At 66.6% G+C, this 18,322-nt stretch carries 15 protein-coding genes; 8 read left to right on the top strand and 7 right to left on the bottom strand.

Features of this window, described 5'->3' with window-relative positions:
• A partial coding sequence (locus EU513_RS11995; RefSeq protein ID WP_129626236.1) for an HNH endonuclease occupies positions 1-223 on the top strand: 223 nt, incomplete at its 5' end.
• A 15-nt stretch (positions 224-238) separates the two neighbouring features.
• On the opposite strand, the gene EU513_RS11990 is transcribed toward EU513_RS11995, so the two are convergent.
• The 3 genes from EU513_RS11990 to EU513_RS11980 all read right to left on the bottom strand — a co-directional run bounded on the left by EU513_RS11990 (position 239) and on the right by EU513_RS11980 (position 2,884).
• Complete coding sequence (locus EU513_RS11990; protein ID WP_129626234.1) at positions 239-1,087, bottom strand: siderophore-interacting protein; 849 nt, start codon at positions 1,085-1,087, stop codon at positions 239-241.
• Between the two features lie 76 nt (positions 1,088-1,163).
• A complete protein-coding gene (locus EU513_RS11985; RefSeq protein ID WP_129626232.1) occupies positions 1,164-1,991 on the bottom strand; it encodes an ABC transporter permease in 828 nt (275 codons plus the stop codon).
• On the bottom strand, positions 1,988-2,884 hold the full coding sequence (locus EU513_RS11980; protein WP_129626230.1) for an ABC transporter ATP-binding protein: 897 nt from the start codon (positions 2,882-2,884) through the stop codon (positions 1,988-1,990). Before EU513_RS11980 ends, EU513_RS11985 begins: the two co-directional genes overlap by 4 nt.
• A gap of 131 nt (positions 2,885-3,015) precedes the next feature.
• Between EU513_RS11980 and EU513_RS11975 the strand changes: the two genes are divergently transcribed.
• A complete protein-coding gene (locus tag EU513_RS11975; protein ID WP_129626228.1) occupies positions 3,016-4,233 on the top strand; it encodes a sensor histidine kinase in 1,218 nt (405 codons plus the stop codon).
• Complete coding sequence (locus EU513_RS11970) at positions 4,230-4,871, top strand: response regulator transcription factor (RefSeq protein WP_205744764.1); 642 nt, start codon at positions 4,230-4,232, stop codon at positions 4,869-4,871. The genes EU513_RS11975 and EU513_RS11970 overlap by 4 nt, the downstream gene beginning before the upstream one ends.
• A gap of 34 nt (positions 4,872-4,905) precedes the next feature.
• Here EU513_RS11970 and EU513_RS11965 read toward each other — a convergent pair whose 3' ends face one another.
• The 4 genes from EU513_RS11965 to typA form a co-directional block, all read right to left on the bottom strand.
• The gene (locus EU513_RS11965; RefSeq protein ID WP_129626226.1) at positions 4,906-7,743 is read right to left on the bottom strand and encodes an FAD-binding and (Fe-S)-binding domain-containing protein; all 2,838 of its coding nucleotides are present in this window, start codon (positions 7,741-7,743) and stop codon (positions 4,906-4,908) included.
• 10 nt (positions 7,744-7,753) lie between these two features.
• Positions 7,754-9,592 (bottom strand): VanW family protein, encoded by a 1,839-nt coding sequence (locus tag EU513_RS11960; protein WP_168990262.1) that lies wholly within the window; start codon positions 9,590-9,592, stop codon positions 7,754-7,756.
• Between the two features lie 78 nt (positions 9,593-9,670).
• Positions 9,671-10,183, bottom strand: coding sequence for a flavin reductase family protein (locus EU513_RS11955; RefSeq protein ID WP_240796037.1), 513 nt, complete (start codon positions 10,181-10,183; stop codon positions 9,671-9,673).
• A 28-nt stretch (positions 10,184-10,211) separates the two neighbouring features.
• Entirely contained in the window at positions 10,212-12,113 is a 1,902-nt protein-coding gene (gene typA / locus EU513_RS11950; RefSeq protein WP_129626220.1) for a translational GTPase TypA, read from the bottom strand.
• A 203-nt stretch (positions 12,114-12,316) separates the two neighbouring features.
• Between typA and EU513_RS11945 the strand changes: the two genes are divergently transcribed.
• The 5 genes from EU513_RS11945 to EU513_RS11925 all read left to right on the top strand — a co-directional run bounded on the left by EU513_RS11945 (position 12,317) and on the right by EU513_RS11925 (position 18,297).
• Positions 12,317-13,978, top strand: a complete 1,662-nt coding sequence (locus tag EU513_RS11945; protein WP_129626218.1) for an ABC transporter substrate-binding protein — start codon at positions 12,317-12,319, stop codon at positions 13,976-13,978.
• Between the two features lie 141 nt (positions 13,979-14,119).
• Positions 14,120-15,130 (top strand): ABC transporter permease, encoded by a 1,011-nt coding sequence (locus tag EU513_RS11940; RefSeq protein WP_129626216.1) that lies wholly within the window; start codon positions 14,120-14,122, stop codon positions 15,128-15,130.
• Positions 15,131-15,136: 6 nt separating this feature from the next.
• Positions 15,137-16,102, top strand: a complete 966-nt coding sequence (locus tag EU513_RS11935; RefSeq protein ID WP_129626214.1) for an ABC transporter permease — start codon at positions 15,137-15,139, stop codon at positions 16,100-16,102.
• 6 nt (positions 16,103-16,108) lie between these two features.
• Positions 16,109-17,149 carry an ABC transporter ATP-binding protein gene (locus tag EU513_RS11930; RefSeq protein ID WP_129626212.1) on the top strand — a complete coding sequence of 347 codons (1,041 nt, stop codon included), beginning with the start codon at positions 16,109-16,111 and terminating at the stop codon, positions 17,147-17,149.
• Positions 17,146-18,297, top strand: coding sequence for an ABC transporter ATP-binding protein (locus EU513_RS11925; RefSeq protein ID WP_129626210.1), 1,152 nt, complete (start codon positions 17,146-17,148; stop codon positions 18,295-18,297). The genes EU513_RS11930 and EU513_RS11925 overlap by 4 nt, the downstream gene beginning before the upstream one ends.
• The last annotated feature ends 25 nt before the right edge of the window (positions 18,298-18,322 follow it).

Below are 18,322 nucleotides of genomic sequence, written 5' to 3'. Positions count from 1 at the left end.
GGTGTTCACCGACACCGACCACGTCACCGCCTACCAACGCGGCGGACCCACCACCGACAACAACCTGCAATGCCTGTGCCGACACCACCACAAAATGAAACAAAGCGGCTGGCAGGTGGTCATGAACACCGCCGGCGTGTGCACCTGGACCACACCCACCGGCCGCACCTACACCACCGAACCCGGACTCCTACAGACCTACCGGGACACCGAAGGCCTCTGACGGACCGACGTCGTGTCAGTGTGCCTCTTCGAGCGCGGACTCCTCGGCCTCGAGTTGCTCGACGAATTCACGCTTGCCCGCCTGCCAGGCGTTCTCGTCCTGCCCGGTACGCCAGTAACCGGAGATCGAAACCTGGTCACGCGGCAGGCCCCGTTCGATGAACAGGTACTTGCGCAGGTCCTTGATCATGTCGGCGTTTCCATGGACGAACGCGTGCACCTCACCGTCCGGCCATTCGGCACGCCGCACCGCAGCAGCGAGACTGTGCCCGTGGCCGAGACGCTCCTCCTCCCGGTACACCCAGGTGATCTCGACACCCTCCCCGGCCGGCATCGGGATGTGCGAATCGACGTCGCGAACCTCGACGAAGACCTTCGCCGAAGCTCCGGCGGGAAGTCGTTCGATGGCGGCGGCGATGGCCGGCTGCGCTGACTCGTCACCGATCAACAGGTGGACGTCGGCGTCCGGGCTGGGCGCCCAGGCTCCACCGGGACCCATGAACCCGATGTTCTCCCCCGGCTGCACGCGCGCGGCCCACGGCCCGGCGATGCCGGCGTCCCCGTGAACGACGAAGTCGAGCGCCAGATGACGGGTGCTCGGGTCGAACCAGCGGATCGTGTAGGTGCGGGTCACCGGCCACTGCTCGCGCGGACGTTCCTCGCGAATGAGTTCGGGATCGAACGGCCACGCGTAGTCTGCGCCCGCCGGCGGGAAGAGCAACTTCACGTAGTGGTCGGTGAACTCCAGTTCCCCGATCTGCGCCAGATCGTCCCCGGTAACGACCACCCGGACGAGTTGCGGTGCCACTTGCTCGGTGCGGACGACGGTGACGGACTTCGGGACGCGGCGCGGACGATCAGACATAAGGTAAGCCTAACTTCATGCGAACGGGTCCTGTCGCTCCCCCCGAAGAGCGACAGGACCCGCGGCACTCGCGAGCTCAGGAACTCTTGACCTCGCTTCGCACCATCCGCCAGATGCCGAGGGTCAGCGGCAGTACCAGCCAGATGAGCACGGAGACGGCGAGCTTGGCCCAGTCGTCACCTTGCATCTGCGCATCGAACAGCGGCTGCAGAGTCTGGCCGGTGTCGGCCCACTCACCGACCGTGCGCATCCAGGAGACGGAGGCGACCATCGACCAGACGATCGGCAGGAACAGGTAGGTGACGATCGCGCCGGGGGTGTTCTGGATGAGCGCACCGAACGCGAAACCCATACCGACATTGATCAACTGCGCGACCAGGATGCCGACGACCACCTGCCACGAGACCGACCACGACGGGTCGGAGCCTCGCACCATGTCGGTGAGCAGCGTGAAGCCTGCAGCCATGAGCGCACCGAGTGCGACGATGGCGAAGCCGGCGATGAGGACTGCCAGCAGCTTCGAGACGGCGACCCGTGCCCGCTTGGGTTCGAGGGTGAAAGTCACCAGCCCGGTGCGCTGCGACCATTCGGTGGTGACGGCCATGATGCCGAGGATCGGCAGGAGGAAGCTCTGCGGAATGATCGTCGCACCGAGGAAGTTGCCGAAGTCCTTGTTCGTGTCCGCCTTACCGGTGAACGCGAGGATCGCGACAACGACGGCCGTCACCAACGCGATGCCGATGAGCAGCCAGCGCCCGCTGCGGGTGTCGATGAGCTTGCGCAGTTCGACGGAGACCAGGCGCATGAACGGCACTCGGGATACCTCGCCCGGATCGAGTCGAGACGGCAGCCGGACACCCGACAGTGCCTTGTCGAGGTGCTGGTCGGTGGTGGCGTTGCTCATGCTGCGACCCCTTCTCGGGCGTCGCCCGCGGTGAGTTGGAGGAACATGTCCTCGAGCCCGGCGGCGCCGGCACTGGTGAGTTCGGTCAGGACGATCTGGTGCTGCAGCGCAACCTTGCCCACAACGATCGGTTCCGCGTCGACGCGCAGCTTCTGCCCCACAGCGGTCACCGAAACGCCTTGTCCGGCAAGAGCTTCACCCAGGCGCTGGTTGTCGGTGCTGGTGACCGAAGTGCCTGCTGTAGCGAGCAGTTCCTGCTTGGCCCCCTGTGCCACGATGCGACCGCGGCCGATGACCACGAGGTCGTCCGCGATCACCTCGATCTCGTGCAACAGGTGTGAGGACAGCAGCACGGTGCCGCCCTCGTCCGCGAAGCCACGCAGCAGACTGCGCATCCAGCGAATGCCCGCCGGGTCGAGTCCGTTGGCCGGCTCGTCCAGGATCAGTACCTTGGGGTCACCGAGCAGCGCATGGGCGATCCCCAGCCGCTGGCGCATGCCGAGCGAGTAGTTGCGCACCTGACGCTTCGCCTCGACGGGGGTGAGGCCCACGACTTCGAGCAGTTCGTCGACCCGCCCCTTCGGCAGACCCATCGTGCGAGCGCCGAGAGTAAGTACCTCACGTCCGGTGCGCCCCGGGTGCTGGGCCGACGCATCGAGCAACACCCCCACGTGGCGGCCCGGGTTCGGCAGCGCGGTGTACTGCCGCTCGAGAATGGTCGCAGTACCGGCGGTGGGTGGTGTCAGCCCGACCATCATCCGCATGCAGGTGGACTTGCCGGCACCGTTCGGACCGAGGAAGCCGGTGACCCGGCCGGGCTCGGCCCGGAAGGTCACGTCGTCCACGGCGCGATGCGCTCCGTAGGTTCTGGTCAATCCGTTGACTTCGATCATGGTGACCATCCTTCGCGTCCGAGGACGCCGGCGCATCGGCCTCGGGGATGCACCTGGTGCGACTTTCGTAGGGGGTCGGCTGCGACCAGGGACGGATATTGGCCTGCCCCGCCACTGCCTACGCTGGAGCGATGACCGCAGCTCTTCGTCCCTCCGCACCGCAGGCACCGGCGCATTCGTCGGGACGCTTGAGGCACGCCTGGGGCGAGGCATGGCGCTTCGGCTCGGCGACGATCCTGAGCGTCGTGCTCGTGCTGGTGCTCGCCACCAGCAACTACCCCGGCTACGAAGCCGAGTCGCGCTGGTGGATCGTCGAGATCGGGGCTGGCCTCGCCTCCCTGGGCCTGCTGTTCTTCCGGCGTCGCCGGCCGATCGCGATCTGTGCCTCGACGATCGTGCTGTCGTCGGTGGCGGTCGCAGCGGTGCCTCCTGCGGCGATCGCCTTCATCTCGTTGAGCACCCGCCGCCGGTGGGCGGAGATCGTGGTCGCATCCATCGGGTGGCTGGGCGGCCAGGTCGTCTACGAACTGCTGCACCCCATGCCGCAGCGCTCCACCGCCGACATCATGAGTTCCGTCATCATGTCGCTCCTGAGCACGGCCTTCTGTGTGGCTGTCGGCGTCGCGATCGGCGCCCGCCGGGAGTTGGTCGCCAACCTACGTCGCCAAGTCCAGGCCGCGGGCGAACAGGAGAAATCACGCGTCCAGCAAGCCCGACTAGGTGAACGCAGCCGCATCGCCCGCGAGATGCACGACGTCCTGGCTCACCGGATCTCGCTGGTGGCCATGCATTCCGGCGCGCTCGCCTATCGCACCGGATTGTCCGAACAGCAGGTGCGCGAGGCCGCAGAGATCATCCGCGACAACTCGCAGATTGCGCTGACCGAGCTGCGCGAGGTGTTGGGCGTCCTGCGCGACGCCGAGAACGTGGGCATCGAACCGCCACAGCCCAATCTGTCCGCCGTCCAGGCTCTCGTGCAGGACACCCCGACCGACGACGGACCGATTGATCTCGTCATCCATGGGGACCTTGACGACATCCCGGAATCGTTGTCTCGCAGTGGTTTCCGGGTCGTGCAGGAGGTGTTGACCAACCGACGCAAGCACGCGCGTGGGGTCCCGATCACGATCGACATCGATCGCGACGAGGTAAGCCTACGCATCCGCACGAGCAACCCCGTCACCCGACAGGAGACCGGTCTGCCGGAATCAGGACTGGGTCTGTTGGGACTCACCGAGAGGGTGGAACTTGCGGGCGGCTCGCTGCACTACGGCATCGACCGATCGGAGCGGTTCGTCGTGAAGGCGGTGCTGCCCATGCTGCGCGACAGTGAGAAGGTCGGCGTGTGATCCGGGTACTGCTGGTCGACGACGACGCTCTGGTGCGCGCCGGGCTGCGGATGATCCTCGGCGGCGCGCCCGACATCGAGGTGGTGGGTGAGGCGAGCGACGGTGCTGCCGGGCTCGATATCGCCCGCGACTGTAAGCCGGACGTCGTACTCATGGACATCCGGATGCCGGTGATGGACGGCATCAAAGCCACCGCGACGCTGCGTGCGGCGGACGACGCGCCACACGTCATCGTCCTGACCACGTTCGACGCCGACGACCTCGTGGTGCAGGCATTGCGCGCCGGTGCCGGCGGCTTCCTGCTGAAGGACTCGCGACCCGAGCGTCTCGTCGGCGCGGTCAAGGCGGTCTGCGAGGGCGAGCCGGTGCTCTCCCCCAGCGTCACCCGGCAACTGGTCGACCGGGTCACTGCATCCACGCCCGACAACCCCGCGAACGCCGCCCGCCTGGAGCGACTCACCGATCGCGAGCACGAAGTTGCGGTCCTGATCAGCCGCGGGTTGTCCAATGCCGACATCGCGGCCGATCTCTACATGAGCGTCCCCACCGTGAAGGCCCACGTCTCGCGCATCCTGGCCAAACTCGACGCCGGCAACCGCGTCCAGGCGGCGATCATGGTGCACGAAGCGAGCCGCTGACCCGCTGCTGCTCGATCGCCGAGGTGCCCGGCCCTCAGAGCGCTTGGTCGAGGATCTGTGCCAGGTGAAGACCCTTGCGATCGGCGAGGTCATCGGCCTGGGTCCGGCAGGAGAAACCGTCAGCGAGCAGGACGGCGTCAGGTGAAGCTTCGAGCGCAGGGAGCAGCTGTTGCTCCGCGATCTTGACCGATACCTCGTAATGCCCTTGCTCCACACCGAAATTGCCGGCAAGACCGCAGCAACCCGACAGTCGCCGGACGTCGGCTCCGGCAGCCTTGAGCAACTGCGCATCGGGTGACCAGGTCATGACCGCGTGATGGTGGCAGTGCGGCTGGGCGATGATCGCGCGACCGGACAGGTCCGGTGCACGCCAGTCGGGCAACGACGACAGGAACTCCGCCAACGTGAGAACCGCGCCCGCCACCCGGTCGGACGCCTCGCCGCCGATGAGTTCGTGGGCATCGCTCCGGTACACCGCCGTGCATGACGGCTCGAGACCCACGATCGAAAGCCCTTGTGCTGCAGCGAGATCCAGCTCATCAATGGAACTGCCGAGGGTCTCCTTCGCCTCATCCAGCTGGCCGGTGCTGATCAGTGTCAGCCCACAGCATCCGTCCCGCTCCATGATGACCGGTTGCGCACCAGCGGCACGCAGAACCCGGACCGCAGCCGCTCCGGTGTCGGGCGCGAAGTAGTCGGTGAAGGTATCGACCAGAAGAACGACCTGGCCGGGTTCGACGTTCGCCGCATCGAACAGCGGCACACCGTTGTCGCGACACCAGGCACGGAAGGTGCGCGGTGCCAATCGCGGGATGGAGCGACGGGGGTCGACGCCGGCCAGCTTCTTGGCGAACGCGAACCTGTCACCCACGCCACTCAGCGTCGAAGCAAGACGAGAAGTCTTGCGGCTCAGGCGAACCCACTGCGGCAGACGGCCCAATGAGTAGTGCGACGCCGGACGTCGCTTGCCCTTGTACGTCTGGTGCAGCACCTCGGACTTGTAGGAGGCCATGTCGATGCCGGTCGGGCAGTCGGACAGGCAGCCCTTGCACGACAGGCACAAGTCGAGAGCGTCGTGCACCTCGGGCGCGTCCCAGCCGCTGACGAGTTCTCCGTTGAGCATCTCCTGCAGGACACGGGCGCGGCCTCGCGTGGAGTCCTTCTCCTCGCCGGTGGCGAGGTAGGAGGGGCACATGACTCCGTGCGTGCCGCTGTTGTCGGCGCGGCACTTACCGACGCCGGTACAGCGGTGGACCGCTTGCGCGAAGTCGCCGCCGTCATGCGGGTAGCGCAGCGCGAGCGGCACCGCGGGCTTCCTCGCCGCAGGGATGCGCAGGTGTGCGGTCGGAGCATCCGGGTCGACGAGCACTCCGGGGTTGAGCAGACCGTCGGGGTCGAAGATCTGCTTGACCCGAGCGAACAGTTCGATGGCCTGCGGTGAGTACATGTGCGGCAGTAGTCCGCTGCGTGCACGGCCGTCCCCGTGCTCCCCGGACAGCGAACCGCCGTACTTCGCGACGAGCTCGGCCGACGCGTCCAGGAAGTCACCGAACCGGGACGTCCCTCCCGGCGCGGCCAACGGGAAGTCGATCCGAATGTGCAGGCACCCGTCACCGAAGTGACCGTACGGAAGCCCGGAAAGATCGTGCTCGACCAGCAGGTCGTCGAACTCGCGCAGGTACGGACCGAGTTCCGCCGGCGGAACGGCTGCATCCTCCCAGCCGGCATGGGCCGGCAGATCCCGCGGTGAGCGTCCGGACAGTCCGGCGCCGTCCTCACGCACCCGCCAGAGCGAGGCAGAAACGACGGGATCAGTGACGATCATCGAATCGAGGCAGGACCCTTGTGCCACAACGAGTTCGGCCTGACGCTGCAGTTCCCCGTCGTCCTCACCGGCCAACTCGACGAACAGCCAGCCGTCTCCGCGCGGCAGCGGCGGTACCGCGGCCGGTCCGCGTCGGGCGGCGAGAACATCGACGATCCTGCGGTCCATCCCCTCGACGGCGATCGGCGCGAACGGCAACAGCCCGGCCGCGGCATCGCCGGCGTCGTAGATGTCGGCGTAGCCGAGCACGATCAACACGCGCCTTCCGGGTTCCTTCACCAGTCGGACGGTTGCCTCGGTCGCGACGGCCAGCGTCGCCTCCGACCCGGAAAGAAACCGTGTGACGTCGAAACCGTTCTCCGGCAACAGTTCCTGCATCGCGTAGCCGGACACCTGACGTCCGAATCGGCCGAACTCCTGTCGGATCAGCGCCAGCGAGGAGCCGACCAGCGCGTCCAGTTCGCCGAGCACCGGCGCGGACGCCGACACATCGCTGCGAGGAGCACCCACGGACGTTCGCAGCACGGTGCCGTCGGCGAGCGCCGACTCGAGCGCGAGCAGGTTGTTCGAGGTCTTGCCGTAGCCCAATGCCCTCGATCCGCACGCGTTGTTGCCGATCATGCCGCCGATCGTGCAGCGGGTGTGCGACGAGGGATCAGGACCGTACCGCCACCCGGCAGCGAGCGCCTGTCGTTGCAGGGCTGCATGGACGATGCCCGGCTGGACGACGGCAATACCTGCCTCCGCGTCCAGGGACAGCAACGTGTTCATATGCCGCGAGAAATCAAGCACGACCCCGCTGCTGATCGCGTTGCCGGCACAGGACGTGCCCGCTCCCCGTGCCACGACCGGGAGCCCGAGCTCACGACAGACTGACAAGGTCGCAAGCACCTCGTCCCGATCGTGCGGACGCACGACCGCCGTCGGCAGCAAGCGGTACAGCGAGGCGTCGGTCGAGTACGCGGCGCGATTCGTGCCGTCGGCCAGGACATCACGGACTCCGGCCCGGCGCAGGGCGTCGGCAGCGATCGAAGGGGTGGTGCTCACGCCCCAGAATCTACTTCTTGGTCGACGTCGCCGCCGGTGCGGTCGAGGAGGGAGACACAGAGGCAGACGCCGAGGCAGACACCGGTGTGGTGGCCGGTGTGGTCGGTGGACTCGACGCAGCCGCGCCGGTGGCCGACGCCCGTGGCGCCGTCGAGGTCGACGGGGCGTTCGGGTCAGGGCCGCAGACGACCTTGTCGGACGGGATGTACTTCGTGGTGTTCGCCTCGTTCTTGACCACCTTGCCCGAGAGGTCGGTGACGACACGGGTGACGGTGACCTTGAAGCCCTGAGCCGGCGCCTGCACCTCGCACCCCTTCTTGGTGATGTAGCGCGTCTTGGGCTCGGTGAATGCGAACTGGGGTCCGGTGTTCGTCGAGACGTTGAAGGTCTTTGTGCCGTACAACCTGATCACCGCGGCGCTGTTCTGCGTGCCGGCCTCGATGCGGATCGGGCGGCCGGTGTCGTTCGTCCACCGCAGGTCGATCGTGGGCACCCAGAGCGTGGACTCGCGTCCCATCGGGTACCGCGGGATCCAATAGGCGTGTGGTGTGTGCTCGTCCAGACGGACTCCGGCGAAGAATGCGGCGTTGTACATCGTCGTCGAGACCTGCGAGATGCCACCGCCGGTGCCCTTCTCGTGGATGCCGTCGACGAGCACCCCGGCCTCGACGTAGCCGTTCGCCTTGGTGATCGGAGTCAGTGACTGCAGAAGACTGAACTGCTCACCGGGTGCGATGACCATGCCGTTGATCTTGGCCAGCGCGACCTGGATGTTCTTGGTGCGGGATTCGTTCTGGGCACCGCCGGGGTAGCGCGACACGAACTCGGAGATCTTCTCGGTGCCGAGGTTCTTCAGGTCGGCGGCCACCATCGCCGCCTTGACCGGCTTGGACTTCAACGTGAGGGTGCGGGTCGGGTCGGTCAGCGCCTTGATCAGCAGCGGGCCGGCGCCTGCAGGGTCCACCTCGGAGCCGTTCTTGGCCTCCACGATGCTGCCACCCGGACCGTAGTGCGCGTTCTGCGCAGGTGTGGTGAGTTCACCGGACAGGGTGTCGAGCACTTCGCGCAGCTTGGCCTCGTCGATCACCGGCTTCAACGTGCCGTCCTGGACCTTGGCGCTGAGCACGGCGCTGAGCGCGACGGGCGTGACCTTGGAGGTCTTGGCGCCGACCTTGATGGTGACCGGCCCGCTCATCGCCGGGCCGGCGAAGTCTTTCACGAAGGCGTCGATTTCGGCATTGGTCAGCGGCGGCTCGACGTGGCCGATGGTGGCGGTGTACTCGGTCTTGGCCGGCCAACCCTTCGCGATCTGCTGGGCGACGGCGTCGGCGTGGATGCCGGTGCCGTCCTTGGAACGGACGACGTCGACCTTGCCGTTGTTGAACTTCACCGACCCGTTGACGGCGGACCCCTTGAAGGTGCCGGCGGCCGCGGTGATCGCAGCAGCCAACTTCTGAGTGTCTGCCTTCGCCGTCAAGGGACGGTTCTCGCGCGCACCGAACAGGTGCTTGCCCACCACGGACGGATTCAGCGAGAACCCGGTGAGTCCGTCGGCCGCCCGGCCCGGATCGAGCCAGAGACCGGAACGGGCGGCGTCCAGAGTGAACTTCTTGCCTTCGGCGCTCACGGTGATCGGACGATTCATCGTCGAACGCGTTCGGGTCGAGACGGCGTCCTCGGCCTTCGCCTTCGTCATGCCGCCCACGTCGACGCCTGCAATCGTGGTGCCGTCGGGGATCTTGTCGGTGACGGCGGCAGCAGTGCCGACGTAACCCAGACCCAGGACGACCGCCGTGCCACCGGCGATCGCGGCGATCCAGCGGCCCCGACGCGAAGGCTTATCACTCACTGCTTTCTTACCCATCTGTCCATGCCTTGATCCGTGCCGACCCCCGCTTGTCGCCGGGCCACACCGCGCAGGCGCGATCTACTTGTGGCTGCCGAAGCGGCCCCTGAAATAGACCAGCGCCTCCCCCGGCTGGTCGGCGATGTGCAACGACAGTACGTCGCCGACCACGATCGTGTGGTCGCCGGACACCAGCGTGTCACCGGTTCGACACACGATCGTTGCCAGCGCGCCGTCGAGCAACGCGACACCCGTCTCGTCACGGTGATGCGGCACCCGATCGAGCTGACTGTGCAGGGGGCGCCCCCGCGTCGAGAGCCACGCCGCGGCGGCGCGCTGCGAAGCGTCCAGGATGTTGACGCTCCAGACACCCGCGGACATCACGGCGTCGTGGAAACGAGCCTCCCGCTCCACGCAGATCAGCAACCGCACCGGATCGAGCGACACCGACGTGACGGCATTCGCCGTCATCGCGTGGTCGTGCCCGTCGGCCACAGTGGTGACGACGGTGACCCCGGTGACCAGACGTCCGATCGCCTGCCGGTAGGCGTCGGGGTCGACATCCACCGGTAGGCCGTCAATACTCTGGTTCATCGGGGTCACCATCCAATTACGTTGCGGCTCAGGACTTCTCGGCGTTACGCGCCTTCGATGCAGCGCGGTTGCGCTCACCGGCGTCGAGAATCACCTTGCGGATACGGACGCTCTCGGGCGTGACCTCCACGCACTCGTCCTCGCGGCAGAACTCCAGGCTCTGCTCCAGCGACAGCTTGCGCGGCGGGATGACCTTCTCGAAGTTGTCCGCCGAGGAGGCACGCACGTTGGTGAGCTTCTTCTCCTTGGTGATGTTGATGTCCATGTCGTCGGCGCGGGAGTTCTCGCCGACGATCATGCCCTCGTACACCTCGGTGCCGGGCTCGACGAACAGCACGCCGCGCTCCTGCAGGTTGACCATCGCGTACGCGGTGACCGGGCCGGTACGGTCGGCGACCATCGAACCCGACATGCGGGTGACGATCTGGCCGTACCACGGCTCGTAGCCGTCGAAGACGTGGTGCGCGATGCCGGTGCCGCGGGTCTCGGTGAGGAACTCCGTGCGGAAGCCGATGAGGCCGCGCGAGGGCACCTTGAACTCCATCCGGATCCAGCCGGTGCCGTGGTTGGTCATCTGCTCCATGCGACCCTTGCGCGCCGCGAGGATCTGCGTGATCGCGCCGAGGTACTCCTCCGGCGTGTCGATGGTCAGGGCCTCGACCGGCTCGTGCGTCTTGCCGTCGATCTCCTTGGTGACCACCTGCGGCTTGCCGACGGTCAGTTCATAGCCCTCACGCCGCATCTGCTCGACCAGGATCGCGAGCGCCAACTCACCACGGCCCTGCACCTCCCAGGCATCCGGACGCTCGGTCGGCAGGATGCGCAGCGACACGTTGCCGATGAGTTCGCGGTCGAGGCGGTCCTTGACCAGGCGGGCGGTGACCTTCGCACCACGCACCTTGCCGGCCAGCGGCGAGGTGTTGGTGCCGATCGTCATCGAGATCGCCGGCTCGTCGACCGTGATGAGCGGCAACGGGATCGGATTCTCCGGGTCGGCGAGCGTCTCACCGATGGTGATCTCGGGGATACCGGCGACGGCGATGATGTCACCCGGACCGGCGCTGTCGGCGGGCTGACGCTCCAGGCCCTGGGTCATCAACAGTTCGGTGATCTTCACCTTCTGCTGGGTGCCGTCATGACGGCACCAGGTGACCTGCTGGCCCTTGTGCATCTCACCGTTGTGGATACGCAGCAGCGCCAGGCGTCCGAGGAAGTTGCTGGAGTCGAGGTTGGTGACGTGTGCCTGCAGCGGAGCGTCGTCGTCGTACGACGGTGCCGGGATCGTCTCCAGGATGGTCTTGAACAGCGGCTCCATCGAATCGCCTTCGGGCAGTTCGCCGTTCGCCGGACGAACCGTCGAGGCGACACCGTTCTTGGCGGATGCGTACACGACCGGGAAGTCGAGCTGGTCCATGTTGCCCTGCGCGTCGTCGAGCAGGTCCATGAACAGTTCGTAGGCCTCTTCCTCGACCTCCTCGATGCGCGAGTCGGGGCGATCGACCTTGTTGATGCACAGGATCACCGGCATATGCGCGGCGAGGGCCTTGCGCAGCACGAAGCGGGTCTGCGGCAACGGGCCCTCGGACGCGTCGACGAGCAGCACGACGCCGTCGACCATCGACAGGCCGCGCTCGACCTCTCCGCCGAAGTCGGCGTGGCCGGGGGTGTCGATGATGTTGATGGTGATCTTCTGGCCGTCGGCGGCGGGGCCGTCGTAGCTGATCGCGGTGTTCTTGGCGAGGATCGTGATGCCCTTCTCGCGCTCGAGGTCACCGGAGTCCATCACCCGCTCACCGGTCGTCTCGACGGTTTGGCGTTCGGAGAACGCACCCGTCTGCCAGAGCATCTTGTCGACAAGAGTGGTCTTGCCGTGGTCGACGTGAGCAACGATGGCGACGTTTCGAACGTCGTCGCGGGTCTTCAAGGGCATGACCGCGATTCTCTCATCCCGGGCACACTGCTTCCGACCACAGACCATCGGTCCCCGACCGCGCACGGCCTGACCGGACACCAGGACTCAGATCGGTAACAGCCTGGGCGATGCCCGTGTGTATGTCCTCACATGCGGTCTAGGGTCGCCACATCCGTACGGGGCAGGGTCCATGCTGCCCGCCCACACGATGAGGAGAAAAGATGCAGACCTCCAGGAAGGCCTCCGCGCTCGCCGTTGTCAGCGCAGCCGCGCTGGTGCTAAGCGGCTGTGCCGAGTCCAAGCGCGAAGAGGGTGGAAAGGGGTCCGAGAGCGGCGGCCAGTCGAACGCCACGATGACCTTCGCCGCCGCGGGTGCGCCCAAGACCTTCGACCCCTTCTACGCCACCGACGGCGAGTCGTTCCGACCGGCTCGGCAGATGTTCGAGGGCCTGGTCGACTTCAAGCCGGGCACCGCCGACCTCACGCCGGGCCTGGCCACCAGCTGGAACCCCAGCTCCGACGGCAAGACCTGGACGTTCAAGCTGCGCACCGGCGTGAAGTTCTCCGACGGCACCCCGTTCAACGCTGACGCCGTGTGCAAGAACTTCGAGCGGATGGACAAGCAGAACGAGGCCGGCCAGACCGCCGCGTCGTACTGGAACGACAACATGGGCGGCTTCAACAAGTCGAAGACCGACCTCTACCAGGGCTGCACCGCCAAGGGCGAGGACAGCGTCGAGCTGAAGCTGCTGCGTCCGACCTCGAAGTTCCCGGCGCTGCTGGGCCTGCCGGCCTGGTCGATGCAGTCGCCGACGGCGCTGGAGAAGTACAAGGCCAACGACGTCAAGGCGCAGGGCGACGGCATCACCCAGTCGGAGTACGCCGCCAAGTATCCGACCGGCACGGGCCCGTTCAAGTTCCAGTCGTACGACGTGCAGAACAAGACGGTCACCCTGGTGCGCAACGACTCCTACTACGGCGAGAAGGCCAAGGTCGCCAAGCTGGTCTTCAAGATCATCCCCGACGGCACCTCGCGCAAGCAGGCGCTGCTGGCCGGTGACGTCGACGGCTACGACCTGCCGAACCCCGTCGACTGGGCCTCGCTGAAGAGCGCGGGCATGAACCTCATGGTTCGTCCGGCCTTCAACATCCTCTACCTGGGCCTCAATCCGACGAAGAACCCCGCACTGAAGGACCTCAAGGTCCGCCAGGCGCTGTACTACGCGATCAACCGTGACCAGCTGGTCAAGACCCAGCTGCCCGAGGGCGCGACGGTGGCGACCCAGTGGTACCCGAAGACCGTCGACGGCTACAGCGACGCGGTGCAGCAGTACAAGTACGACCCGGAGAAGGCGAAGAGCCTGCTCAAGGAGGCGGGACAGTCGAACCTGTCGATCGACCTCTGGTACCCGTCCGAGGTCACCCGCCCCTACATGCCCGACCCGCAGAAGATCTTCCAGGCCGTCAAGGCCGACTGGGAGAAGGTCGGCGTGAAGGTCAACACGGTCACCAAGCCGTGGGCCGGTGGTTACACCGACGGCACCTCCAACGGTGCGTCGCCGGCGTTCTTCATCGGTTGGACCGGTGACTACAACACCCCGGACAACTTCCTGGCCAACTTCTTCATCGGCAAGCAGATGGGCGTCACCTCCTACCCGTGGGGCGCGCAGCTGCAGAAGGAGATCACCGACGCCGACAGCATCGTCGACGCCGGACAGCGCACGGTTGCGTACAAGAAGCTGAGCGAGAAGCTGATGAAGGACTACCTGCCCGGTCTGCCGATCTCGAACTCGCCGCCGGCGATCGTGTTCGGCAAGAACATCAGCGGCATCGTGGCCAGCCCGCTGACCTCGGAGGACTTCTCCACCGCGGTCAAGAAGTAAGCCCCAAGAAGTAAGCAAGGTTCAGCCGTAGCCGGCGGCCGTGTCCTAGTGTTACCGGGCACGGCCGCCGGTTCGTCTGCCGGCACCCTCGCCCCGTGAGCCGGCCGACCACGTACCCCACCCCCACGGAAGGAGCCCGCGTTGCTGCGTTACATCGCCCGCCGGGTGATCCAGATGATCGGCGTGTTGTTCGCGCTGTCTCTGTTGATCTTCGTGTGGTTGCGCATGCTCCCCGGCGGCACGGTGTCCGCCATGCTCGGTGAGCGCGCCACCCCCGAACGCGCCGCTCAATTGCGCAAGACCCTCGGTCTCGACCAGCCGCTGCCGGTGCAGTACTGGAAGTTCCTCACCAACGCCCTGCGCGGCGACTTCGGTGTGAGCTCGCAGGTCGCGGCCGGCACCGACGCCATGAAGGTGTTCCTCGACCGCCTCCCCGCCACGATCGAACTCACCGGTTTCGCGATCGTGCTGGCACTCATCACCGCGATCCCCCTCGGCTACCTCGCGGCGAAGCGGCGCGGCGGCATCTTCGACGGGCTGGGCATTCTGGTCTCGCTGGTCGGCGTCGCCGTGCCGGTGTTCTTCCTCGCGGTGATCCTCAAGCAGTTCTTCGCGGTCGACTGGCACCTGCTGCCGGTCGCCGGTCGCCAGAGTCCCGAGCTCGACGCCACCCGCGTCACCGGGTTCTTCATCTTCGACGGACTCATCACCCGCGAGTACGACGCCGCATGGGACGCCGCGAAACACCTGATCCTGCCGGCGATCGCCCTGGCCACCATCCCGTTCGCGGTGATCTTCCGCATCACCCGTGCGTCGGTGCTCGACGTGCTGGACGAGGACTTCATCCGCACCGCGGAGGCCAAGGGTCTGAAGCCGGCCACCATCCGCACCCGCCACGTGCTGCGCAACGCGATGCTCCCGGTGGTCACCACCATCGGTCTGCAGGTCGGTGGTCTGCTCACCGGTGCGGTGCTGACCGAGACGGTGTTCTCGATCCCTGGGCTGGGCGATGCGATGAAGGTCGGCTTCGAGACCCGCGACTACTCGGTGGTGCAGGTGCTGATCATCATGGCCGCACTGACCTACGTGCTCATCAATCTGCTGGTCGACATCGCGTACGCGTACATCGACCCGCGCGTCAGGATCCGGTGATCGACGATGGTTCTCAACGCAAACTCCAAGAAGGCGCGCATCGACGAGCTCGCCGAGTCTACCGCGCGTTCCGACGTCGACGCCGGTGGCATCAAGGACGGCGAGGGCGTCAGCCTCATCGCCAGCGCCTGGGAGCGGCTGCGCCGCAACCCGATGTTCATCATCGGTGCGGTGATCGTGGCACTGATCTTCCTGATGGCGATCTTCGCGCCGCTGCTCGCGCCGCACGACCCGACGGCGCGCGACCTCATCGACCAGGTTTCGGCCAACCACCAGGTGCCGGACGCCCAGGACGGCTACCCGCTCGGTGGCGACACCAGCGGCCGCGACCTGCTGAGCCGACTTATCTACGGCTCGCGCAACACGCTGATCATCGCGTTCAGCGCGACCGGTTTCGCCTTCGTCGGCGGGCTGATCCTCGGCACCCTCGCCGGCGCCCTCGGTGGCTGGGTCGACTCGCTGGTGATGCGCATCGTCGACATCATGCTGTCGCTGCCGTCACTGCTGCTGGCCTTCTCGATCGCGGCGATGTTCGGCCGCGCCTCGCAGACCACGGTGATCGTGGCGATCGGCGTCGCGATGACACCGACCTTCGCCCGGTTGCTGCGCGGTTCGATGATGGCGCAGCGCTCCAGCGATCACGTGCTCGCCGCGCGTGCGCTCGGTGTGAAACCGTCGGCGATCGTGTTCAGGCACATGCTGCCCAACTCGTTGTCGCCGGTGCTGGTGCAGGCCACGATGGTGTTCGCCACCTCGATCATCGACGCGGCCGCGCTGTCGTTCCTCGGCGCCGGCAACCCCGACGACACCTCGCCCGAGTGGGGCCAGATGCTCGGCAAGGCGCAGGACCTCGTCGACGCCTTCCCGCACATGGCGGTCTACCCGGCGCTGTGCATCATCGCCGCCGCACTCGGCTTCACGCTCATGGGTGAGTCCCTGCGCGAAGCCCTCGACCCGAAGTCCCGGAGGTGACCCACGGTGACGACAACCACTGAAACAACCCCGCGGCGCCGGCCTGCCTCGTCCGAGGCGCTGCTGCGCGTGCGCGATCTGACCGTCGACTTCGGCACGAAGGGCAAGAAGCCCTTCCGTGCCGTCGACGGAGTGTCCTTCGACGTCCGCCCCGGCCAGACCGTCGGTCTCGTCGGTGAGTCGGGCTGCGGCAAGTCGGTCACGTCGATGGCGATCATGGGCCTGCTTCCCAAGCGCGGCAACAAGGTCTCCGGCACCGTCGAGTTCGAGGGCACCGACCTGCTGTCCCTGTCGGACAACCAGATGCGTGAACGCCGCGGACGCGACGTCGCGATGATCTTCCAGGACCCACTGTCCTCGCTCAATCCCGTTGTACCCCTGGGCATTCAGGTCACCGAGGTCATCGAGCGACACCGCGGCCTCTCCCGCAAACAGGCGATGCCGGAGGCGAAGGAGCTTCTCGACAAGGTCGGCATTCCCGACCCGAATCGGCGGTTGAAGGAGTACCCGCACCAACTGTCCGGCGGCATGCGTCAACGCGCGTTGATCGCAATGGCGCTCGCCTGCAAGCCTCGCCTGCTGATCGCCGACGAGCCGACCACCGCCCTTGACGTCACCATTCAGGCACAGATCCTCACCCTGCTCGGCGAACTCGTCCGTGACTCGGGAACCGCTCTGGTGATGATCACCCACGACCTGGGCGTCGTTGCCGGACTGTGCGAGGAGGTCAACGTGCTGTACGGCGGACGCATCGTCGAACGTGCTGCGCGCCACGACCTGTTCGCCCAGCCGCGTCACCCGTACACCTACGGTCTGCTGCAGTCGATCCCCCGGTTGGACGCGCCCCGCGGCCGTCTCAACCCGGTGCCCGGTTCGGTTGCCGACAACCTGCCCTGGACGTCGGCCTGCGCGTTCGCGCCGCGGTGTTCGCAGCCGATCGGTCGGTGCACCGAGCAGACCCCCGAGTTGGAGCAGATCGAACCCGGTTTCGACGCAGACCGGTTCCTGCGCTGCTTCAACCCGATCGAAGGGAAGGACCGCCGATGAGCACCGCCACCACCGAACAGGACCGCACGAACCGCTCCGACGGCGACGACGTCCTGGTCGACGTCACGGGCCTGAAGGTGCACTTCCCGATCAAGCGGGGAGTGATCTTCGACAAGACGGTCGGCTATGTGTACGCGGTCGACGGCGTCGACCTGCAGATCAAGCGCGGCGAGACGTACGGTCTGGTCGGCGAATCCGGTTGCGGCAAGTCGACATTCGGACGTGCGTTGCTACGCCTGGAAGACCTGACCGAGGGCACGGTGATCTTCGACGGCGTCGACGTCGCCTCGCTTCAGGGTGAGGAATTGCGCCGCAAGCGCAAAGACATGCAGATGGTCTTCCAGGACCCGCTGTCCTCCCTTGACCCCCGCCAGACCGTCGAGGCGCTGCTGCTCGAGGGCATGAACGCCCACGGACTCGCGAAGGACAAGGCGGCCGCCAACAAGCGGCTGCGCGAACTGCTGTCGGCCGTGGGTCTGCCTCCCGCTGCTCTGAAGAAGTACCCGCACGAGTTCTCCGGCGGGCAGCGTCAGCGCATCGGTATCGCCCGGGCACTGTCGGTGGACCCGAAGCTGATCGTCGCCGATGAGCCCGTCTCCGCGCTCGATGTGTCGGTGCAAGCCCAGGTCATCAACTTGTTGGAAGACCTTCAGGAAGAGTTCGGACTCACCTATCTGGTGGTCGCGCACGACCTTGCGGTGGTGCGCCATATCAGTGACCGCATCGGCGTGATGTACCTCGGCTCACTGGTCGAGGAATCGGACGCCGACGGCCTGTACGCGCACCCGCTGCACCCGTACACGCGCGCGCTGTTGTCAGCAGTCCCGGTACCCGACCCGGTCGTCGAGGACAGTCGGGAACGGATCATCCTGGTCGGCGACCTTCCGAGCCCGGCCAACCCGCCGAGCGGTTGCCGTTTCCACACCCGATGCCCGTGGAAGCAGGAGACTAAGTGCGACACGGACCGTCCCGAACTGCGCATCGTGCAGATCGACGGCGTGACCCAGGGACACCGGGTCGCCTGCCATTACGCCGAGCAGATCGCGTCCGGGGAGTTGCAGCCGCACGAGGTCAAGGCGGTCGCCACCGACCAGACCGGTGACTCCTCCGACGAGGCCGGGTCGATGTTCGAGCCCGAGAAGCTGTAGGCCGGAAAGACGCGTGCGACGTGGT

The organism is Yimella sp. RIT 621, from assembly GCF_004146205.1.
In the GTDB taxonomy this organism is placed as follows: Bacteria; Actinomycetota; Actinomycetes; order Actinomycetales; family Dermatophilaceae; genus Yimella; species Yimella lutea.
This window is presented reverse-complemented; position numbering and strand designations above follow the sequence as displayed.